We start from the raw sequence: 16,575 nt of genomic DNA, 5'->3' as shown, positions 1-16,575 counted from the left end.
GTCACACCCGTTCCCATACCGAACACGGAAGTTAAGCTCTCTAGCGCCGATGGTAGTTGGGACCTTGTCCCTGTGAGAGTAGGACGTTGCCAGGCAATTCGGAGGATTAGCTCAGCTGGGAGAGCACCTGCCTTACAAGCAGGGGGTCGGCGGTTCGATCCCGTCATCCTCCACCATTCTAGCCGACTTAGCTCAATTGGTAGAGCAACTGACTTGTAATCAGTAGGTTGGGGGTTCAAGTCCTCTAGTCGGCACCAGAAAATCATGGCGGTTGTGGCGAAGTGGTTAACGCACCGGATTGTGGCTCCGGCATTCGTGGGTTCAATTCCCATCAGTCGCCCCATTTTTTCTTTTAAAATCATAATATGCGGGTGTGGCGGAATTGGCAGACGCACTAGACTTAGGATCTAGCGCCTTTGGCGTGGGGGTTCGACTCCCTTCACCCGCACTTTTAATAAAATAACTCATACATGTCTTGCGGAAGTAGTTCAGTGGTAGAATACAACCTTGCCAAGGTTGGGGTCGCGGGTTCGAATCCCGTCTTCCGCTCCAATTTTCAATATGACATGCCGGGGTGGCGGAACAGGCAGACGCACAGGACTTAAAATCCTGCGGTGGGTGACCACCGTGCGGGTTCGACCCCCGCCCTCGGCACCATATGCGCCCGTAGCTCAATTGGATAGAGCGTTTGACTACGGATCAAGAGGTTAGGGGTTCGACTCCTCTCGGGCGCGTTTTTTATTAACGGGAAGTGGCTCAGCTTGGTAGAGCACCTGGTTTGGGACCAGGGGGTCGCAGGTTCAAATCCTGTCTTCCCGATATTTCAACATATGGGGCCTTAGCTCAGCTGGGAGAGCGCCTGCCTTGCACGCAGGAGGTCAGCGGTTCGATCCCGCTAGGCTCCACTTATTTGAATATCACTTATGGCGGTGTAGCTCAGCTGGCTAGAGCGTACGGTTCATACCCGTGAGGTCGGGGGTTCGATCCCCTCCGCCGCTACCATAAGGACCTTTAGCTCAGCTGGTTAGAGCAGACGGCTCATAACCGTCCGGTCGTAGGTTCGAGTCCTACAAGGTCCACCACTCAAAGTTCATATCTCGGAGGTATACCCAAGTTCGGCTGAAGGGATCGGTCTTGAAAACCGACAGGCGGCGAGAGTCGCGCGGGGGTTCGAATCCCTCTACCTCCTCCATTTTTTCTAAATTAAATATTATATCATCGCGGGGTGGAGCAGTACGGTAGCTCGTCGGGCTCATAACCCGAAGGTCGCAGGTTCAAATCCTGTCCCCGCAACCAAATGGTCCCGTGGTGTAGTGGTTAACATGCCTGCCTGTCACGCAGGAGATCGCCGGTTCGACCCCGGTCGGGACCGCCATTTTTTTACATAAAGGCTCGGTAGCTCAGTCGGTAGAGCAGAGGACTGAAAATCCTCGTGTCGGCGGTTCGATTCCGTCCCGAGCCACCATTTTGAAATCGCAAGCCGGCTTAGCTCAATTGGTAGAGCAACTGACTTGTAATCAGTAGGTTGGGGGTTCAAGTCCTCTAGCCGGCACCACTTTCAAAATGAGCCATTAGCTCAGTTGGTAGAGCATCTGACTTTTAATCAGAGGGTCGAAGGTTCGAATCCTTCATGGCTCACCATTTTTAATTTAATGCGGGTGTAGTTTAGTGGTAAAACAAGAGCCTTCCAAGCTCTGGTCGAGAGTTCGATTCTCTTCACCCGCTTTTTATGGGCCTATAGCTCAGCTGGTTAGAGCGCACGCCTGATAAGCGTGAGGTCGATGGTTCGAGTCCATTTAGGCCCACCATAATTATTCCGCAGTAGCTCAGTGGTAGAGCTATCGGCTGTTAACCGATCGGTCGTAGGTTCGAGTCCTACCTGCGGAGCCATATTATAGAGAAGTACCCAAGTGGCTCAAGGGGCTCCCCTGCTAAGGGAGTAGATCGCGAACGCGGTGCGAGGGTTCGAATCCCTTCTTCTCTGCCAGATTTTGGCCCGTTGGTCAAGTGGTTAAGACACCGCCCTTTCACGGCGGTAACACGGGTTCGAATCCCGTACGGGTCATACTAAAAGAGATAGCATAATCTGCTATCTCTTTTTTGTTGTGTAAAAGCGGACTTTGGATAGTCCGCTTTTTTTATGAAATGTTGTATACTTTTTTCTATTTCAATCGTCTAACTAATAGAAAGGAGAGAGCGATGGAGTATGAAAAGATCATTATAGAAACATCAAAAAGTATTTATAGATATTTGCTTAAAATTGGAGTAACACCAGCAGAAGCAGAGGATATCGTTCAAGATACGATACAAAAAAGTTATATTAATTTAAATAGGATTACCTCTTCTTATACATAAGAAGAGGTAATCCTATTTTTTGAATATGTTTTAACTCTCTGCTGAATGCCCATCCGGTTTCATAACAGCATGACTATATGCGGAGTGGAGAGTTTTGTATCCTAAAAGTGCAATAGTTAAGGCAAGGCCTCCTGCAATAATAGCCACACTAAATCCTGCGCGAGCTCCAAAGGTATCAATAACTAAACCAGCTACCGCTGATCCTAGAGAGACTCCAATACCAAGTCCTGTAATTGCCCAGGTCATTCCTTCGGTTATTTTTGATTCAGGTACGATTTTTTCCACCAGTCCCATAGTAATAATCATAGTAGGGGCAACAGATAAGCCTGCAAAGAAAACAATAACTACTAGCCAAGCAATAGTGTTTACGAAAACTAGTGGCAGCATTGTTACCATTGATAGTGTGACTGCTATTAAAAATTGATTATATGGTGGAGTACTGAGTTTAAGAGTACCGAAAATAAGACCTGCCAGGCATGAACCGATTGCATAGACGGAAAGCACAAAGCTAGCAGCTACTGTGTTTCCTTGATGCTCAGCAAAAGCCACACTAACTACATCTATTGTGCCAAATATAGTACCTATAGCGATGAGTGTGAATACAAGCACTCGTAATGTACCAATTTTAAATACTGTTCCTTTGTTTGTAATGTCGTGGGGATGTACATGTGGTTCTGTGCTTTTTTGCATGGTGAATAGGCATACCCCGATTGTAAGAAAAACACATGATAAAAGTGGTCCTGCTTCTGGGAAGAACATAACACTTAAACTGACGGATAATACAGGACCAATGATGAAGCAAATTTCATCGACGACCGATTCGAAGGAAAATGCTGTATGCAATTTATGAGATCCACGGTATAGTTTAGTCCAACGTGCACGTACCATGGCCGACATGTTTGGCATACAACCCGCACATAAGGCGGATAGAAATAGCGTCCAATAAGGAGCCTCATATTTCGTACATAGAAGTAAGAGAATCGTAAAGAAAACACTGATACCTGTAGTCGGAAGAAGTATACGAGATTGCCCTAATTGATCAGCCATACGAGAAATATGAGGAGCTAGTAAAGCTGATGATAATGTGAAGGTGGCTGCAACGGCTCCGGCAAGCCAATAGTCACCACGTAACTGAGATAACATTGTAACAATACCAATCCCCATCATTGATATGGGCATCCGAGCTATAAAGCCTGCTAATGAGAATCCTTTTGTACCAGAAGCACTGAAAATCTCACGGTAGGAATTAAACATAATAATCACCAAAGTATTTGACGTTTACATATACATTCTTCATTCTTGTAACTCCTCCTCTGTGTCGTTAATACCTTCTATAAAAAGGGACAGTGAGTCAATTTAGGGTATAAGTAAGAAGTTATATTATCTTGTAAGCTAGAAAAAATTGACATACGCACCGTATGCCAATATCATATTAACATACGGTGCGTATATCAATTGAAATATTTTATCTCTGGATGGAGAGCTAACGTTAAAAGGAGTTATTCTTTTATATAGAGAACGATACTATAATGGGATTCATTTTGAATAAAGGGAATGAATAGAAGTAGGAGGAAAAGATGGTTAAAAAAACAAGAGCAGAAATGATCATTGAAACACGCGCTAAATTGCTGAGTGCAGCAAGAGAGGCTTTCGGTACAGTTGGATATGTAAACACATCTATGGATGATTTTACTGCATCTGTCGGTTTAACGCGTGGTGCAATTTATCATCATTTTGGCGATAAAAAAGGATTGTTAGAAGCAGTTGTAAAAGAAATTGATATGGAAATGGATAATAAATTACGGAAAGTATCAGATGAGGCGGAAGGAAATTGGGAAGGATTTGTTGGGCGCTGTCGAGCTTATTTAACGATGGCACTTGATCCAGAAATTCAGAGAATCGTACTTCGGGATGCACCAGCAGTATTAGGAACTAGCTATTATCAATCATCGCAATCACAATGTTTAGCAACAATGGGTAATATGCTTCTGCAATTGATGCAGGAGCATATTATTGAAAAAACAGACTGTGAAGCTTTAGCACGGCTCATAAATGGGGGATTAGTGGACCTCGCTTGTTGGATTGCGAATTCTGAAGATGCCGAGGCACAGTTGTCTAAAGCTTTGCATAGCCTATCACTTATATTGAATAGTTTGGTGTTAGAAAAGAATGAGCGATCGTAACGGATATTTTTATTGATATGCAATAATGGTTAGAGTGGAAGTGTACCGTGTGAGGAGTAGTTGAGGCTACTCTTTATTTTTTTCTATTGACGAAAGAGTATTATCTGCTCGTTGCTAAAAATGGTGAGGAATAAAAACATTTTTAAAGTGGTAATTAAACTTGTTTATTTCGATTCACAATCTTTATAAAACATCTTCATTGGTATTGATTCCACACTTGATCTAATCATTTTACACTCTATGTGAAAAAGTTCACAAATAGGTCATAATTTGTGAAGGAATTCACAATAATCCGTGCTACAATATGTATGTAAAGAAGTTAAACAACATTAAATTAGTATTTTAATTAATTACTTAAACAATAATATAAAATATATGTGAACAATAGAGAGGGGAAATTATCATGAAAAAAGGTATCAATCGTGTAGTATTAGTAGGAACAGGAGCTGTAGGTTGTAGTTATGCTTACTCAATGATCAACCAAGGTGTAGCTGAAGAATTCGTACTTGTAGATGTAAATGAAGCAAAAGCAGAAGGGGAAGCAATGGACTTAAGCCATGCGGTACCATTCTCTCCAGCACCAACAAAAGTTTGGAGCGGTAGCTATGCAGATTGTAAAGATGCAGATCTAGTTGTTATCACTGCTGGATTACCACAAAAGCCAGGCGAAACTCGTTTAGACTTAGTTGAAAAAAATACAAAAATCTTTAAACAAATCGTTCGCGGTATTATGGATAGCGGATTCGATGGAATCTTCTTAATCGCAACTAACCCAGTTGATATTTTAACTTACGTAACTTGGAAAGAATCTGGCCTACCAAAAGAGCGCGTAATTGGTTCTGGTACAACTTTAGACTCTGCTCGTTTCCGTTACATGTTAGGCGACTACTTAGATGTAGATCCACGTAACGTTCATGCTTATATCGTTGGTGAGCACGGTGACACTGAACTTCCAGTATGGAGCCACGCTACTGTAGGTGTACAAAAACTAGAAACAATCTTAGCGAACAACGAACAGTATAGCCAAGAAGATTTAGATAAAATCTTTGAAAATGTACGCGATGCAGCTTACCACATTATCGAGCGTAAAGGCGCAACTTACTACGGAATCGGTATGTCATTACTTCGTGTAACTAAAGCGATCTTAAGCAACGAGAACAGCGTATTAACTGTATCTGCATACCTTGAAGGTCAATATGGTGAGAAAGATGCTTACGTAGGTGTTCCAGCTGTTATTAACCGCGAAGGTGTACGTGAAATCGTAGAACTTGAATTAAACGAAGAAGAAAAAGCGAAATTCGCTCATTCTGTAAAAGTGTTAAAAGAAACAATGGCACCAGTACTATAATAATTGTTAAATAATTCAGAGGCGGGAAACTGCTTCCTACCTCTGAATTAATATAAATTAATATAAATTCCTTTTCCGGTTTCCCTTGTATATCCCCAATATACCCCTTTTGCTGGATAAGGGTCGTTTATAGAAAAAGCACTCTATTTTTGAATAGAGTGCTTTTGTGCGTTATCCCACTATTTGCGAGCAGAATTTCACTTTATTCTTTAGGAGTTAACCTTGTGGCAATTTTTCCTAAACGCCATTCATCTCCTGCATACTCATTAGACCATGTCCTACCTATTCCTTGAGGTGGGAGTTTTCGTCGGGAAATGATAAAATTTGTGACGAAAAATGTTGAGAAATATTTTTAAACAATAGATTATTTCGCTTGTATTTTACGTGAGAAATAGCGTGAAAAATGGAGAGAAACCAATAAAATAAATATTGAGCAACAATGAAGGGCGAGAAATAGTAAGGAAAATGAAGCGTTTACAATGAATATTCGTCAAAATTCGATATTTTACACGATAAATGTAAACATTTTAAGTGAAATTTAAGAAAAAAACGAATATTTTTTAAAAAACAACAAGGATATTTCAGTTTTTTGCAGAAATGATAAAGAGTAAAAAATTTCTGTCATCTTAGTGAGGTGAACATATTGGATGTAATAAATTGTGAAGAAGTGAAACGAGATGAGTTTCATACAGAAAAGTACTATGACAGTTATAACATCTTTGGGGCACATATTGTGACGGAAGATGGGATGCGAGGTGTACGATTCACAGTATGGGCTCCTCATGCGAAAGCAATGAGTGTTGTTGGGAATTTTAATGAATGGGATTATGAGCAACATAAGATGCTACAAGTGACAGAAGAGGGGATTTGGTCCTTGTTTGTACCGCATATTGAAGAGAATGAGATATACAAGTATGCAATTGAAACGATGGGCGATGACGTTATTTTAAAAGCAGATCCTTACGCAGTATATGCAGAAGTAAGACCAAATACGGCATCTGTAGTTTTTGATATAGAGGGATATGAATGGAATGATAAAAACTGGATTCGTAAGAGAAAGAAAAAATCGATTTATAAAGAAGCGATGACAGTTTATGAATTACATTTCGGTTCTTGGAAAAAGAAAGAAGATGGCGCTCTGTATTCTTACAGAGAAATGGCCGAGGAGCTCATTCCGTATGTGGTGGAACATCAATTTACACATATTGAAATTATGCCGCTTGTTGAGCATCCATATGATCGTTCTTGGGGATATCAAGGAACGGGATATTATGCAGCTACAAGTAGATTCGGCACGCCACATGATTTGATGTATTTTGTCGATGAATGTCATAAATATGGAATCGGTGTCATTTTAGATTGGGTGCCGGGGCATTTTTGTAAAGATGCTCACGGTTTATATTTGTTTGATGGGACACCGACTTATGAATATAAAGATAGAGATGTACAAGAAAACCTTGTATGGGGAACTGTTAATTTTGATTTAGGGAAGAGGGAAGTACGTAATTTCTTAATTTCAAATGCGTTATTTTGGATGAGGTATTTCCATATTGATGGTTTCAGGGTAGATGCAGTTGCGAATATGCTGTACTGGAATAAAGAAGGAAAAGAGCAAAGCAATGAACACGCTGTCTCTTTCTTACGAGAGTTAAATGAAGCTGTGTTTGCAGAAGATGAAGAGTTTCTTATGACAGCGGAAGATTCAACAGCTTGGCCACTTGTAACAGCTCCAACATACGAGGGTGGACTTGGATTCAATTATAAATGGAATATGGGTTGGATGAATGATGTGCTGAAATATATGGAATGTGCGCCAGAGTACCGGAAATACATTCATGAGAAAATGACTTTCTCTTTAATATATGCTCACTCTGAAAACTTCATATTGCCGCTTTCTCATGATGAAGTCGTTCATGGGAAAAAGTCGTTATTAAATAAAATGCCGGGAGATTACTGGGATAAGTTCGCCCAACTTCGTTTATTATATGGATATTTCTTTACTCATCCAGGTAAGAAATTACTCTTTATGGGTGGAGAATTCGGTCAATTTGATGAGTGGAAAGACCTTGAAGATTTAGATTGGAATTTACATGATTTTGAAATGCATCGTTACATGCATGATTACTTTAAAGAGCTCATAGCATTGTATAAGCGCTCAAAACCACTTTGGCAGTTAGATCACTCGCCTGAAGGATTTCAGTGGATTGATGCTAATAATAATGAGCAAAGTATTTTCTCGTTTATCCGCCAAGGGGATAAGCAGGAAGATGCGTTAGTTATCGTATGTAATTTTACGAAAGCTACATATGAAAAATATAAAGTAGGTGTACCAGATTTCGAGTATTATAACGAAATTTTAAACAGTGACTCGGCGCAATATGGCGGATCGGGGCAAGTTAATAAGAAACGTCTCAAGATGATTCTAGAGCCATATCATAATCAAGCGGGACATATAGAAATTACAATTCCACCATTTGGCGTATCCATATTACGACCAGTGAAGACGAGAAAGGGGAGCAAAAAACAAGATGGCTCAAAAACAAAAGTGCGTAGCAATGTTACTAGCAGGGGGAAAAGGTAGTCGTTTAAGTGCATTAACAAAAAATTTAGCCAAGCCAGCTGTTCCATTTGGTGGTAAATATCGCATTATTGATTTTACGTTAAGTAACTGTGCAAACTCCGGTATTGAAACGGTGGGGATTTTGACGCAATATCAACCGTTAGAACTTCATAATTATATTGGAATCGGAAATGCTTGGGATCTTGATCGTGTAAACGGTGGAGTCACTGTGTTACCTCCTTATGCGGAGTCTTCAGGTGTGAAGTGGTATACAGGTACGGCAAGTGCTATTTATCAAAATTTAAACTATTTAAGTCAGTACGAACCAGAATATGTCCTTATTTTATCAGGTGACCATATTTATAAAATGGATTACAGTAAAATGCTAGATTACCATATTGAAAAAGAAGCAGATGTTTCGATTTCTGTTATTGAAGTCCCGTGGGATGAAGCAAGTCGCTTTGGCATCATGAATACAAATGAAGAGATGGAAGTTGTTGAATTTGAGGAGAAACCGCAATTTCCAAGAAGTAATCTTGCATCAATGGGAATTTATATTTTTAACTGGGCCATTTTAAAAGAATATTTAGAGATGGATGCAAGAAATCCTGAATCTAGTAATGATTTCGGAAAAGATGTACTTCCGCTTTTATTAGATGAAGGGAAGAAGTTGATGGCGTATCCGTTTGAAGGATATTGGAAAGATGTTGGAACGGTGAAAAGCTTATGGGAAGCGAATATGGATTTACTTCGCGATGAAACATCGTTGAACTTGAACGATCGTAATTGGCGCATTTATTCTGTGAATCCAAACGAGCCGCCTCAATATATTGCAGAACAGGCAAAAGTAGAAGAATCACTTATTAATGAAGGATGCGTCATTGAAGGGGACGTGAAGCATTCTGTTTTATTCCAAGGAGTGACGGTGGAAGAAGGTAGTATGGTAATCGATTCTGTCGTTATGCCGGGGGCAAAGATTGGTAAAAACGTTGTGATTGAAAGAGCGATCGTTGGATCGGAAATGGTTATTGAAGATGGGACAATAATTCGTCCAGAAAAAAATGTTGATGATGTAGTACTAATTGCTGAAGGAAAATAGAAAAGGGGGATGAAATGAATGGGAGAAAAAATGTTAGGAATTATTAATGCAACGGGAAGTTTTCCTTCCTTAAAGAAAGTAACAGGGCATCGTTCATTAGCGGCATTACCGTTTGGAGGCCGTTACCGCCTCATTGATTTCATGCTTTCAAATATGGTGAATTCTAATATTCATAGCGTGGCGGTTTTTACAAGTCATAAAAATCGTTCTTTAATGGATCATGTCGGTTCAGGAAAACAGTGGGATTTAGATAGAAAGCGTGATGGACTGTTTTTATTCCCACCGAACTGCCAATGTGATCATGACGAATTTGGATCTTTTGCACATTTTAGAAGACATATTGATTATTTTCTAAGAAGCAGAGAAGAATATGTTGTTATTACGAATAGCCATCTTGTAACAGCGTTAAACTTTCAAGCGGTGTTAGAGCGACATATACATACGTCTGCAGATATTACTGAAGTTTGTTATGAAGGGGTTTCGCTTCAAACATATGTGTTAAAGAAACAATTATTGCTAGACTTATTTGAGACATATAAAGATGTGGAGCAATACAGTTTATTTGATGTAGTGAGAGAAAAGAGCGGGAAATCACTGCATATTGCTACGTATGAGCATACAGGATATGTAGCTATCATTGATTCGATTGAAAGTTACTATAAGCATAGTCTAGAAATTTTGCAGCCTACTATTTGGAAGCAATTATTTAAGAAAGAAACACCAATCTTTACGAAAGTAAAAGATGAGCCGCCAACTCGTTATATGAAGGGTGCAGTAGTGAAAAATACGATGATTGCAAACGGTAGTATTATTGAAGGTGAAGTGGAAAATAGTGTTATCTCCCGTTCTGTTAAAATTGGAAAAGGATCAATTGTTCGTAATAGTATTATTATGCAAAAGAGCAAAATTGGAGATAATTGCATAATAGACGGTGTTATTATTGATAAAGATGTGAAACTTGGCGACGGCGTAGTGTTAAAAGGAAGTGCTGATGAGCCATATGTTGTAGAAAAAGGTAGTGTACAAAATAGTACAATCAACAGTTATTCGTAAATAGCAGGTGCATAATTAGTGGGGGATTTAGAAAACCCCCACTAATTAAGGTTTTACTCTATATGAAAACTTGAAGGGAGGAAGCTGTAAGAAGAGCGATTTATGATGTATACGCTTTTCGTGCAGTGGAACAACAGGTGAATATTTTATTTGCAGTATCAGAATGTGTACCGTTTATTAAATCCGGAGGTCTAGCTGATGTAGCAGGCGCGCTCCCAAAAGAATTAAAAAAATTAGGAGTGAATGTTCGCATTATACTTCCAAACTACAGTCTTATCCCGAAAGAGTTAAGAGAAGGATGTACGCTTCATAAAGTAATTAACGTTCCTCTTGGATGGAGAAACCAATATTGCGGGATTTTAAAAGGTGAGCAGGATGGGATTACGTATTACTTAATAGATAATGAATATTATTTTAAGAGAGATTCTCTCTATGGCCATTATGATGATGGAGAGCGTTTTTCTTATTTTTCAAAAGCAGTTTTAGAGTGTATTCCGCATCTTGATTTCGAAGTAGATGTTCTTCATAGCCATGATTGGCATACAGCTATGGTTAATTTCTTACTTCGTGAAAAGTATCAAGATAACCCGTTATATGAGCATATTAAAACGGTATATACGATTCATAATTTGCAGTTCCAAGGTGTATTTCCTCCTGAAGTGATGTACGACTTACTGGAGCTTGGTCATGAATATTTTCATAGTGAACAGCTTGAGTTTTATGGAAACGTGAACTTTATGAAAGGCGGTATTATCGCATCTGACCAAATTACAGCGGTTAGCCCGACATATAAAGAAGAGATTCAATATGAGTTTTTCGGTGAGAAGTTAGATGGATTGCTACGAAAGCATAACGATAAGCTTAGTGGCATTGTAAATGGAATTGATACGAGTGTATATAATCCAGAAACAGATCCATATATTCCGGCTCAGTATAGTGCAGAGTCATTAGAGGAAAAGAGTGAAAATAAACGCGCATTGCAGCGTTATTTTGGTTTACCAGAAAAAGAAGATACACCAGTTATTTCGATGGTAACACGATTAACGAAGCAAAAGGGGCTTGATCTAGTACGTACTGTATTCCGTGAAATAATGGAAGAAGATGTACAATGTATTATTTTGGGGTCAGGCGATTCTGAATACGAGCAGTTCTTTGAATGGATGGCATACGAATATCCAGAAAAGGTAAAAGTATATATTGGATTTAATGAAGCGTTAGCGCACCAAGTGTACGCGGGAAGCGATCTGTTTTTAATGCCATCGCTGTTTGAACCGTGTGGACTTGGACAACTTATTGCGCTAGCATATGGCACGATTCCAATTGTAAGAGAAACAGGCGGATTAAATGATACTGTACATTCTTACGATGAGGAAACTGGAATTGGGAATGGCTTTAGCTTTACGAATTTTAATGCGCATGACATGTTACATACAATTCTTCGTGCAATTGAGTTTTATCAAGATAAACCGGTATGGGATAAGCTTGTAAAGCAAGCGATGACTGAAGATTATAGCTGGGGGAAATCTGCTCTTGCATATAAGAAATTGTATAAAAGTCTCATGGAATAACATTGAGGTGGTGAAAAAATGTTTACTCATGTTGAAAGCTTTAAATCCGCTTTTCTAGAAAAATTAGAAATGATGTATGGGAAAAGTTTCAAAGATTCTACAACTCGTGATCAGTATAATACGCTTGGTCATATGGTACGTGAGTATATGAATAGTCAATGGATTGCAACGAATGAAAGTTATCGTTCTGGAGATCAAAAGCAAATGTATTATTTATCCATTGAGTTTTTACTTGGGCGTTTGCTAGGCAGTAACATATTAAATTTAGGTATTCGAGATGTATGTGAAAAGGGGCTTTCTGAACTTGGAATTTCTTTGCAAGAGTTAGAAGAGATTGAAGCAGATGCTGGCCTTGGTAATGGTGGCCTTGGACGTTTAGCAGCCTGTTTCCTCGATTCACTCGCTTCTTTAAACTTACCAGGACATGGCTGTGGTATTCGTTATAAGCATGGCTTGTTTGATCAAAAAATTGTTGACGGCTATCAAGTAGAATTTCCAGAACAGTGGCTTCTTCATGAAAACGTTTGGGAAGTAAGAAGGTATGACCAAGCCGTAGAAGTAAGTTATTTTGGAAACGTTGAACCACTAGAAATTGATGGACGTTTAGAGTTCAGGCATACAAATGCAGAGGTTATTATGGCAGTACCATATGACGTTCCAGTTATAGGGTATGAAACAAGTACTGTAAATACGCTTCGGCTTTGGAATGCGGAGCCAGTTCCTTTCCCGCAAAATTGTAAAGATATTTTGAAATATAAGCGTGAAACAGAGGCCGTATCGGAGTTTTTATATCCAGATGATACGCATGATGAGGGGAAAATACTTCGTTTAAAACAACAGTATTTCCTCGTATCAGCAAGTTTGCAAAATATCGTTCGTATGCATAGGGAGAGGCACGGTAGTCTTCGTCAGTTACATGAAAAAATTGCGATTCATATAAACGATACACATCCGGTTCTAGCAATTCCAGAACTTATGCGTATTTTATTAGACGAAGAAAAATTGACATGGGAAGAAGCTTGGCACATAACAACGCAGACGATTTCCTATACGAATCATACAACGTTATCAGAAGCGCTTGAGAAATGGCCAATTCACATTTTTAAACCGTTATTACCGAGAATTTATATGATTATTGAAGAAATTAATGAACGTTTCTGTCATGAGCTTTGGGACCGTTATTCGTACGATTGGAAGCGCATTGAGGACATGGCCATTATTGCGCATGACCTTGTGAAAATGGCTCATTTAGCGATTGTTGGTAGCCATAGCGTTAACGGTGTGGCGAAAATTCATACAGAAATTTTAAAGCAGCGTGAAATGCGATTGTTCTATGAATTTTATCCAGATAAGTTTAATAATAAAACGAATGGAATTGCTCATAGGCGCTGGCTAATGAAGGCGAATCCGCAGCTGACGAATCTTATTTCGGAAGCGATTGGTGAAGAGTGGAAGAAAGAGCCAATTAAGCTGCAAGCACTGCAAAACTTCATATATGATACTAGTTTTCAAGAAAAGCTTGCAGGGGTAAAACAAGAGCGTAAAATTATTTTAGCGGAGCGCATTCATAATAAAATGGGGATCACTATTGATCCAAATTCTATTTTTGATGTGCAAGTGAAAAGGCTACATGCCTATAAACGACAGTTATTAAATGTTCTTCATATTTTGTACTTGTATAACCGTTTAAAAGAGGATACTAGTTTTTCATTTTACCCGCGTACTTTTATTTTTGGAGCGAAAGCATCACCTGGCTATTATTATGCGAAGAAAATTATTAAATTAATAAATGAGCTTGCAAGAAAGGTGAATACCGATCCGTACGTAAGTCAATTTATGAAAGTTATCTTTCTAGAAAACTACCGAGTTTCTTTAGCGGAAGATATATTCCCGGCGGCAGATGTAAGTGAACAAATTTCAACTGCGAGTAAAGAAGCATCGGGAACAGGTAACATGAAATTCATGATGAATGGTGCAATTACACTCGGAACGTTAGATGGAGCTAACATTGAAATAAAAGACCGGGTCGGTGATGATGCCTGCTTCATTTTCGGCTTAACAGCGGATGAGGTTCTTCATTATTACCAAAATGGTGGATATCGTGCAAGTGACTATTATCACCACAATATGCACATTAAAAAAGTAGTAGATCAGTTAACGAATGGTTTCTTTGCACAGTCGGGAGCTGAATTTGAAGCGATTTATGATTCTCTCGTTATTCAAAATGATGAATACTTCGTTCTTCGAGATTTTAGCCCATATGCTGAAAGACAAGAAGTTATCGGAAGGGCCTATGAAAATAGGAAGAAATGGCTGGAAATGTCGATTTTGAACATTGCACAATCTGGGCATTTTGCGAGTGATCGAACAATTTTGCAGTACAGTAATGAAATTTGGGGTATTGGTAATACTGTTAAACTTTTTTAGATGAAAGCCTCTTTTGAAGGGGCTTTTATTTATTCACTTTTAAAGCAGGGATACGCTTACTTAGAAAAATAAAACGAGCTTAAGGATATTAAGCTCGTTTTACTTATTTTGCTTAAGAAAGAAATGGGATAGTGGTATATATTATACCTGTTCCACCGTATTCTCCTGTCGCAAAGTATGAAAATGTAAAGAAACCTGTAACCGAAAAAATTACAATGAGAAAAAGTGCAAAGATAAATTTTAACATGTAAGGTCCCCTCATCCAAAAGTAAATTCATATATTATTATAGTATACGAATGTTTAATTTCCAATTGTTTACTGGTTAAAAATGAGAGGTCAGACATGTTTTGTATGTTGTAATGGAATGATTATTCGTAATGGATTTTGTATTTTTCGTAAATGTCATGTTGTGATGGACGTGTGCATATTCCCAATCCTTCTCATTAAAATGGACATTTCTTGGAGGGAGAAGAGGAACGACATCGAATAAATTGACAAAACGAAAGCTACTAGCTACTTGCAGTTTATAATAATTTCGAAAAGCGATATCTCCAACTTTTGGAGAGGCAAATGTATAAAGACCGTACTGTGCGAAGGCAGTATTTATACGGGCATCTAGTATGTGTAGTGTAGCGAGTGCACCGCCTAAGCTATGGCCTGTTGCAAGAAGTTTCTTATGGGCTGGTAATGACACGAGCATATCCATAATAGGATCCCGGCAAGATTCATAAATTGAAAGAAAGCCGTTATGGACATTTCCGCTATTTAAAGCGTATGGGTATGGCCTTTGGTTGACGAGTGAATCGATAATCCAATCTGTATCTGTTTGTGTGCCCCTAAAAGCTACAATAATCGTATCCTCAGATTCTAATATGAACCCAAACCATTCCATCGTTTGAATTGCTTTTCCTTGAAAGCCTTGTACATATTGGAATCCATCAGGTATTTCAAAAATCCCATTTTGTTTATATTGTTCATACGTTAGATCGCAGCAAGAAGCTAACAATATGGCAGTATCTTTATCAAAGGATAAAGGAGTACGCATCAAGAAAGCCCTCCTTAAGAAAAGGTATAGTTCAATATATGCAGTGAGGGACTTGATTCATTCTTTTGAAAAAAGGCTTGAACCTACAGTTACGCGAGGGAGTATGATTTTTGTAAACATATTGTTAGGAGGAGTGTAGGATGAGCAAAAAGGAAGGCTATTCAATTGGTGAGTTTTCAAAGAGAACAGGCACATCAATACGGACACTACAGTATTACGATGGAATTGGATTGCTTAAACCTGAAAAAAATATGAGTTCAGGACACCGTGTATATAAAAATAGAGATATATTAGCGCTCCAAAAAATAGTGAGTCTTAAAGTATTAGGATATAGTTTAGAAGAAATTCGTGTCATGCTCAATGTGAAAAGTTTGAATATAAGCTTAAAAGAAACATTACAAAATCAAAGAGTAGCTTTTGAAGAAAAGAAAAAACAAATTGAAGTTTCGATAACAGCAATTGAAAGAACGATAATATGTCTTGAAGAAGAAGAGCAGGTAGATAGTGACATATTAATGAGTCTAATTAACAGTATTCAAAAAGAAAACGAACAACGCTTATGGCTGGAAGAATATATACCGAAGGAAATGGTTGATGGATTATATAATAAGCCTGAAGAAGAGATGATAGAACTAGATAAAGAGTTTGTACGCTTATCAAAAGAAGTAAAAAGGCTATTTGGAAAACATGTTGATGATCCAGAAGTACAAAAGCTTGCCAATCAGCATATGAAGGCAACCCTTAAGTATGTCGGAGAAGAAACGATGTATTCTTTAAGTGAAGAAATAGAGGATATAGAAGAACAATATAATAAGATAATGCCCTCTCCTTATACAGTGGAGGAAGAGTTATGGCTTAATGAAGTGATGGAATATTATATGATTAAAAATGATTTATACAGTCCAAAAGAAACAGATAGTTCCCTATGAAGGGGAC

The 16,575-nt window shown here is 38.8% G+C and carries 12 protein-coding genes, 22 tRNA genes and 1 rRNA gene; 32 read left to right on the top strand and 3 right to left on the bottom strand.

The window, feature by feature from the left end; genetic code table 11:
• From rrf to ACFWDE_RS16565, 24 genes are all read left to right on the top strand, one after another.
• Positions 1 to 95, top strand: a 5S ribosomal RNA gene (rrf, locus tag ACFWDE_RS16680); the annotation flags it as partial.
• Positions 96 to 100: 5 nt separating this feature from the next.
• A tRNA-Val gene (locus tag ACFWDE_RS16675) sits at positions 101 to 176 on the top strand.
• A 5-nt stretch (positions 177 to 181) separates the two neighbouring features.
• Positions 182 to 257: transfer RNA gene (locus ACFWDE_RS16670), tRNA-Thr, on the top strand.
• 10 nt (positions 258 to 267) lie between these two features.
• Positions 268 to 343: transfer RNA gene (locus ACFWDE_RS16665), tRNA-His, on the top strand.
• 24 nt (positions 344 to 367) lie between these two features.
• Positions 368 to 448, top strand: a tRNA-Leu gene (locus ACFWDE_RS16660).
• A gap of 29 nt (positions 449 to 477) precedes the next feature.
• Positions 478 to 552, top strand: a tRNA-Gly gene (locus ACFWDE_RS16655).
• 16 nt (positions 553 to 568) lie between these two features.
• Positions 569 to 657, top strand: a tRNA-Leu gene (locus tag ACFWDE_RS16650).
• Between the two features lie 3 nt (positions 658 to 660).
• Positions 661 to 734: transfer RNA gene (locus ACFWDE_RS16645), tRNA-Arg, on the top strand.
• An 11-nt stretch (positions 735 to 745) separates the two neighbouring features.
• A tRNA-Pro gene (locus tag ACFWDE_RS16640) sits at positions 746 to 819 on the top strand.
• Between the two features lie 13 nt (positions 820 to 832).
• Positions 833 to 905 (top strand) — tRNA-Ala (locus ACFWDE_RS16635).
• Positions 906 to 925: 20 nt separating this feature from the next.
• Positions 926 to 1,002, top strand: a tRNA-Met gene (locus ACFWDE_RS16630).
• Positions 1,003 to 1,005: 3 nt separating this feature from the next.
• Positions 1,006 to 1,082: transfer RNA gene (locus ACFWDE_RS16625), tRNA-Ile, on the top strand.
• Positions 1,083 to 1,099: 17 nt separating this feature from the next.
• Positions 1,100 to 1,192, top strand: a tRNA-Ser gene (locus ACFWDE_RS16620).
• A 27-nt stretch (positions 1,193 to 1,219) separates the two neighbouring features.
• A tRNA-Met gene (locus tag ACFWDE_RS16615) sits at positions 1,220 to 1,296 on the top strand.
• 3 nt (positions 1,297 to 1,299) lie between these two features.
• Positions 1,300 to 1,375, top strand: a tRNA-Asp gene (locus ACFWDE_RS16610).
• Positions 1,376 to 1,389: 14 nt separating this feature from the next.
• A tRNA-Phe gene (locus ACFWDE_RS16605) sits at positions 1,390 to 1,465 on the top strand.
• A gap of 14 nt (positions 1,466 to 1,479) precedes the next feature.
• Positions 1,480 to 1,555 (top strand) — tRNA-Thr (locus tag ACFWDE_RS16600).
• Positions 1,556 to 1,565: 10 nt separating this feature from the next.
• Positions 1,566 to 1,641, top strand: a tRNA-Lys gene (locus tag ACFWDE_RS16595).
• Between the two features lie 13 nt (positions 1,642 to 1,654).
• A tRNA-Gly gene (locus ACFWDE_RS16590) sits at positions 1,655 to 1,725 on the top strand.
• 6 nt (positions 1,726 to 1,731) lie between these two features.
• A tRNA-Ile gene (locus tag ACFWDE_RS16585) sits at positions 1,732 to 1,808 on the top strand.
• 7 nt (positions 1,809 to 1,815) lie between these two features.
• A tRNA-Asn gene (locus ACFWDE_RS16580) sits at positions 1,816 to 1,890 on the top strand.
• Positions 1,891 to 1,896: 6 nt separating this feature from the next.
• Positions 1,897 to 1,987 (top strand) — tRNA-Ser (locus tag ACFWDE_RS16575).
• Between the two features lie 6 nt (positions 1,988 to 1,993).
• Positions 1,994 to 2,065, top strand: a tRNA-Glu gene (locus ACFWDE_RS16570).
• 134 nt (positions 2,066 to 2,199) lie between these two features.
• Complete coding sequence (locus ACFWDE_RS16565) at positions 2,200 to 2,355, top strand: hypothetical protein (RefSeq protein ID WP_377893403.1); 156 nt, start codon at positions 2,200 to 2,202, stop codon at positions 2,353 to 2,355.
• A gap of 30 nt (positions 2,356 to 2,385) precedes the next feature.
• Here the strand turns inward: ACFWDE_RS16565 and ACFWDE_RS16560 are convergent, their stop codons facing one another.
• Entirely contained in the window at positions 2,386 to 3,609 is a 1,224-nt protein-coding gene (locus ACFWDE_RS16560) for an MFS transporter (RefSeq protein ID WP_377893402.1), read from the bottom strand.
• A 323-nt stretch (positions 3,610 to 3,932) separates the two neighbouring features.
• Here ACFWDE_RS16560 and ACFWDE_RS16555 point away from each other — a divergent pair, with 323 nt between their 5' ends.
• The 7 genes from ACFWDE_RS16555 (at position 3,933) to glgP (ending at position 14,593) form a co-directional block, all read left to right on the top strand.
• Positions 3,933 to 4,538 (top strand): TetR/AcrR family transcriptional regulator, encoded by a 606-nt coding sequence (locus ACFWDE_RS16555; protein ID WP_377893400.1) that lies wholly within the window; start codon positions 3,933 to 3,935, stop codon positions 4,536 to 4,538.
• Between the two features lie 403 nt (positions 4,539 to 4,941).
• On the top strand, positions 4,942 to 5,886 hold the full coding sequence (locus ACFWDE_RS16550) for an L-lactate dehydrogenase (protein WP_219920692.1): 945 nt from the start codon (positions 4,942 to 4,944) through the stop codon (positions 5,884 to 5,886).
• 643 nt (positions 5,887 to 6,529) lie between these two features.
• On the top strand, positions 6,530 to 8,467 hold the full coding sequence (gene glgB, locus ACFWDE_RS16545; protein WP_377893399.1) for a 1,4-alpha-glucan branching protein GlgB: 1,938 nt from the start codon (positions 6,530 to 6,532) through the stop codon (positions 8,465 to 8,467).
• A complete protein-coding gene (gene glgC, locus ACFWDE_RS16540; protein ID WP_000057600.1) occupies positions 8,415 to 9,545 on the top strand; it encodes a glucose-1-phosphate adenylyltransferase in 1,131 nt (376 codons plus the stop codon). Before glgB ends, glgC begins: the two co-directional genes overlap by 53 nt.
• A gap of 18 nt (positions 9,546 to 9,563) precedes the next feature.
• Positions 9,564 to 10,598 (top strand): glucose-1-phosphate adenylyltransferase subunit GlgD, encoded by a 1,035-nt coding sequence (gene glgD, locus ACFWDE_RS16535; RefSeq protein ID WP_377893397.1) that lies wholly within the window; start codon positions 9,564 to 9,566, stop codon positions 10,596 to 10,598.
• Positions 10,599 to 10,735: 137 nt separating this feature from the next.
• The gene (gene glgA / locus ACFWDE_RS16530; protein ID WP_377893395.1) at positions 10,736 to 12,166 is read left to right on the top strand and encodes a glycogen synthase GlgA; all 1,431 of its coding nucleotides are present in this window, start codon (positions 10,736 to 10,738) and stop codon (positions 12,164 to 12,166) included.
• Between the two features lie 18 nt (positions 12,167 to 12,184).
• Positions 12,185 to 14,593, top strand: a complete 2,409-nt coding sequence (gene glgP, locus ACFWDE_RS16525; protein ID WP_377893394.1) for a glycogen phosphorylase — start codon at positions 12,185 to 12,187, stop codon at positions 14,591 to 14,593.
• 112 nt (positions 14,594 to 14,705) lie between these two features.
• On the opposite strand, the gene ACFWDE_RS16520 is transcribed toward glgP, so the two are convergent.
• Positions 14,706 to 14,840, bottom strand: a complete 135-nt coding sequence (locus tag ACFWDE_RS16520; RefSeq protein WP_002145142.1) for a hypothetical protein — start codon at positions 14,838 to 14,840, stop codon at positions 14,706 to 14,708.
• 76 nt (positions 14,841 to 14,916) lie between these two features.
• Positions 14,917 to 15,639, bottom strand: coding sequence for a lipase family protein (locus ACFWDE_RS16515; RefSeq protein WP_002145144.1), 723 nt, complete (start codon positions 15,637 to 15,639; stop codon positions 14,917 to 14,919).
• 140 nt (positions 15,640 to 15,779) lie between these two features.
• On the opposite strand from ACFWDE_RS16515, the gene ACFWDE_RS16510 reads away from it, so the two are divergent.
• On the top strand, positions 15,780 to 16,568 hold the full coding sequence (locus tag ACFWDE_RS16510) for a MerR family transcriptional regulator (protein ID WP_377893391.1): 789 nt from the start codon (positions 15,780 to 15,782) through the stop codon (positions 16,566 to 16,568).
• Positions 16,569 to 16,575: the final 7 nt, after the last annotated feature.

The organism is Bacillus sp. NPDC060175, assembly GCF_042728695.1.
Lineage (GTDB): Bacteria > Bacillota > Bacilli > Bacillales > Bacillaceae_G > Bacillus_A.
Note: the sequence above shows the minus strand (reverse complement) of the source record. Positions and strands in the feature narration are given on the sequence as shown.

What these genes read in the sequence shown, in the direction of transcription:
- ACFWDE_RS16565 (WP_377893403.1), top strand. Translation starts at nt 2,200, where the DNA reads ATGGAGTATGAAAAGATCATTATAGAAACATCAAAAAGTATTTATAGA.
- ACFWDE_RS16560 (WP_377893402.1), bottom strand. Translation starts at nt 3,609, where the DNA reads ATGTTTAATTCCTACCGTGAGATTTTCAGTGCTTCTGGTACAAAAGGA.
- ACFWDE_RS16555 (WP_377893400.1), top strand. Translation starts at nt 3,933, where the DNA reads ATGGTTAAAAAAACAAGAGCAGAAATGATCATTGAAACACGCGCTAAA.
- ACFWDE_RS16550 (WP_219920692.1), top strand. Translation starts at nt 4,942, where the DNA reads ATGAAAAAAGGTATCAATCGTGTAGTATTAGTAGGAACAGGAGCTGTA.
- glgC (WP_000057600.1), top strand. Translation starts at nt 8,415, where the DNA reads ATGGCTCAAAAACAAAAGTGCGTAGCAATGTTACTAGCAGGGGGAAAA.
- glgD (WP_377893397.1), top strand. Translation starts at nt 9,564, where the DNA reads ATGGGAGAAAAAATGTTAGGAATTATTAATGCAACGGGAAGTTTTCCT.
- glgP (WP_377893394.1), top strand. Translation starts at nt 12,185, where the DNA reads ATGTTTACTCATGTTGAAAGCTTTAAATCCGCTTTTCTAGAAAAATTA.
- ACFWDE_RS16520 (WP_002145142.1), bottom strand. Translation starts at nt 14,840, where the DNA reads ATGTTAAAATTTATCTTTGCACTTTTTCTCATTGTAATTTTTTCGGTT.
- ACFWDE_RS16515 (WP_002145144.1), bottom strand. Translation starts at nt 15,639, where the DNA reads ATGCGTACTCCTTTATCCTTTGATAAAGATACTGCCATATTGTTAGCT.
- ACFWDE_RS16510 (WP_377893391.1), top strand. Translation starts at nt 15,780, where the DNA reads ATGAGCAAAAAGGAAGGCTATTCAATTGGTGAGTTTTCAAAGAGAACA.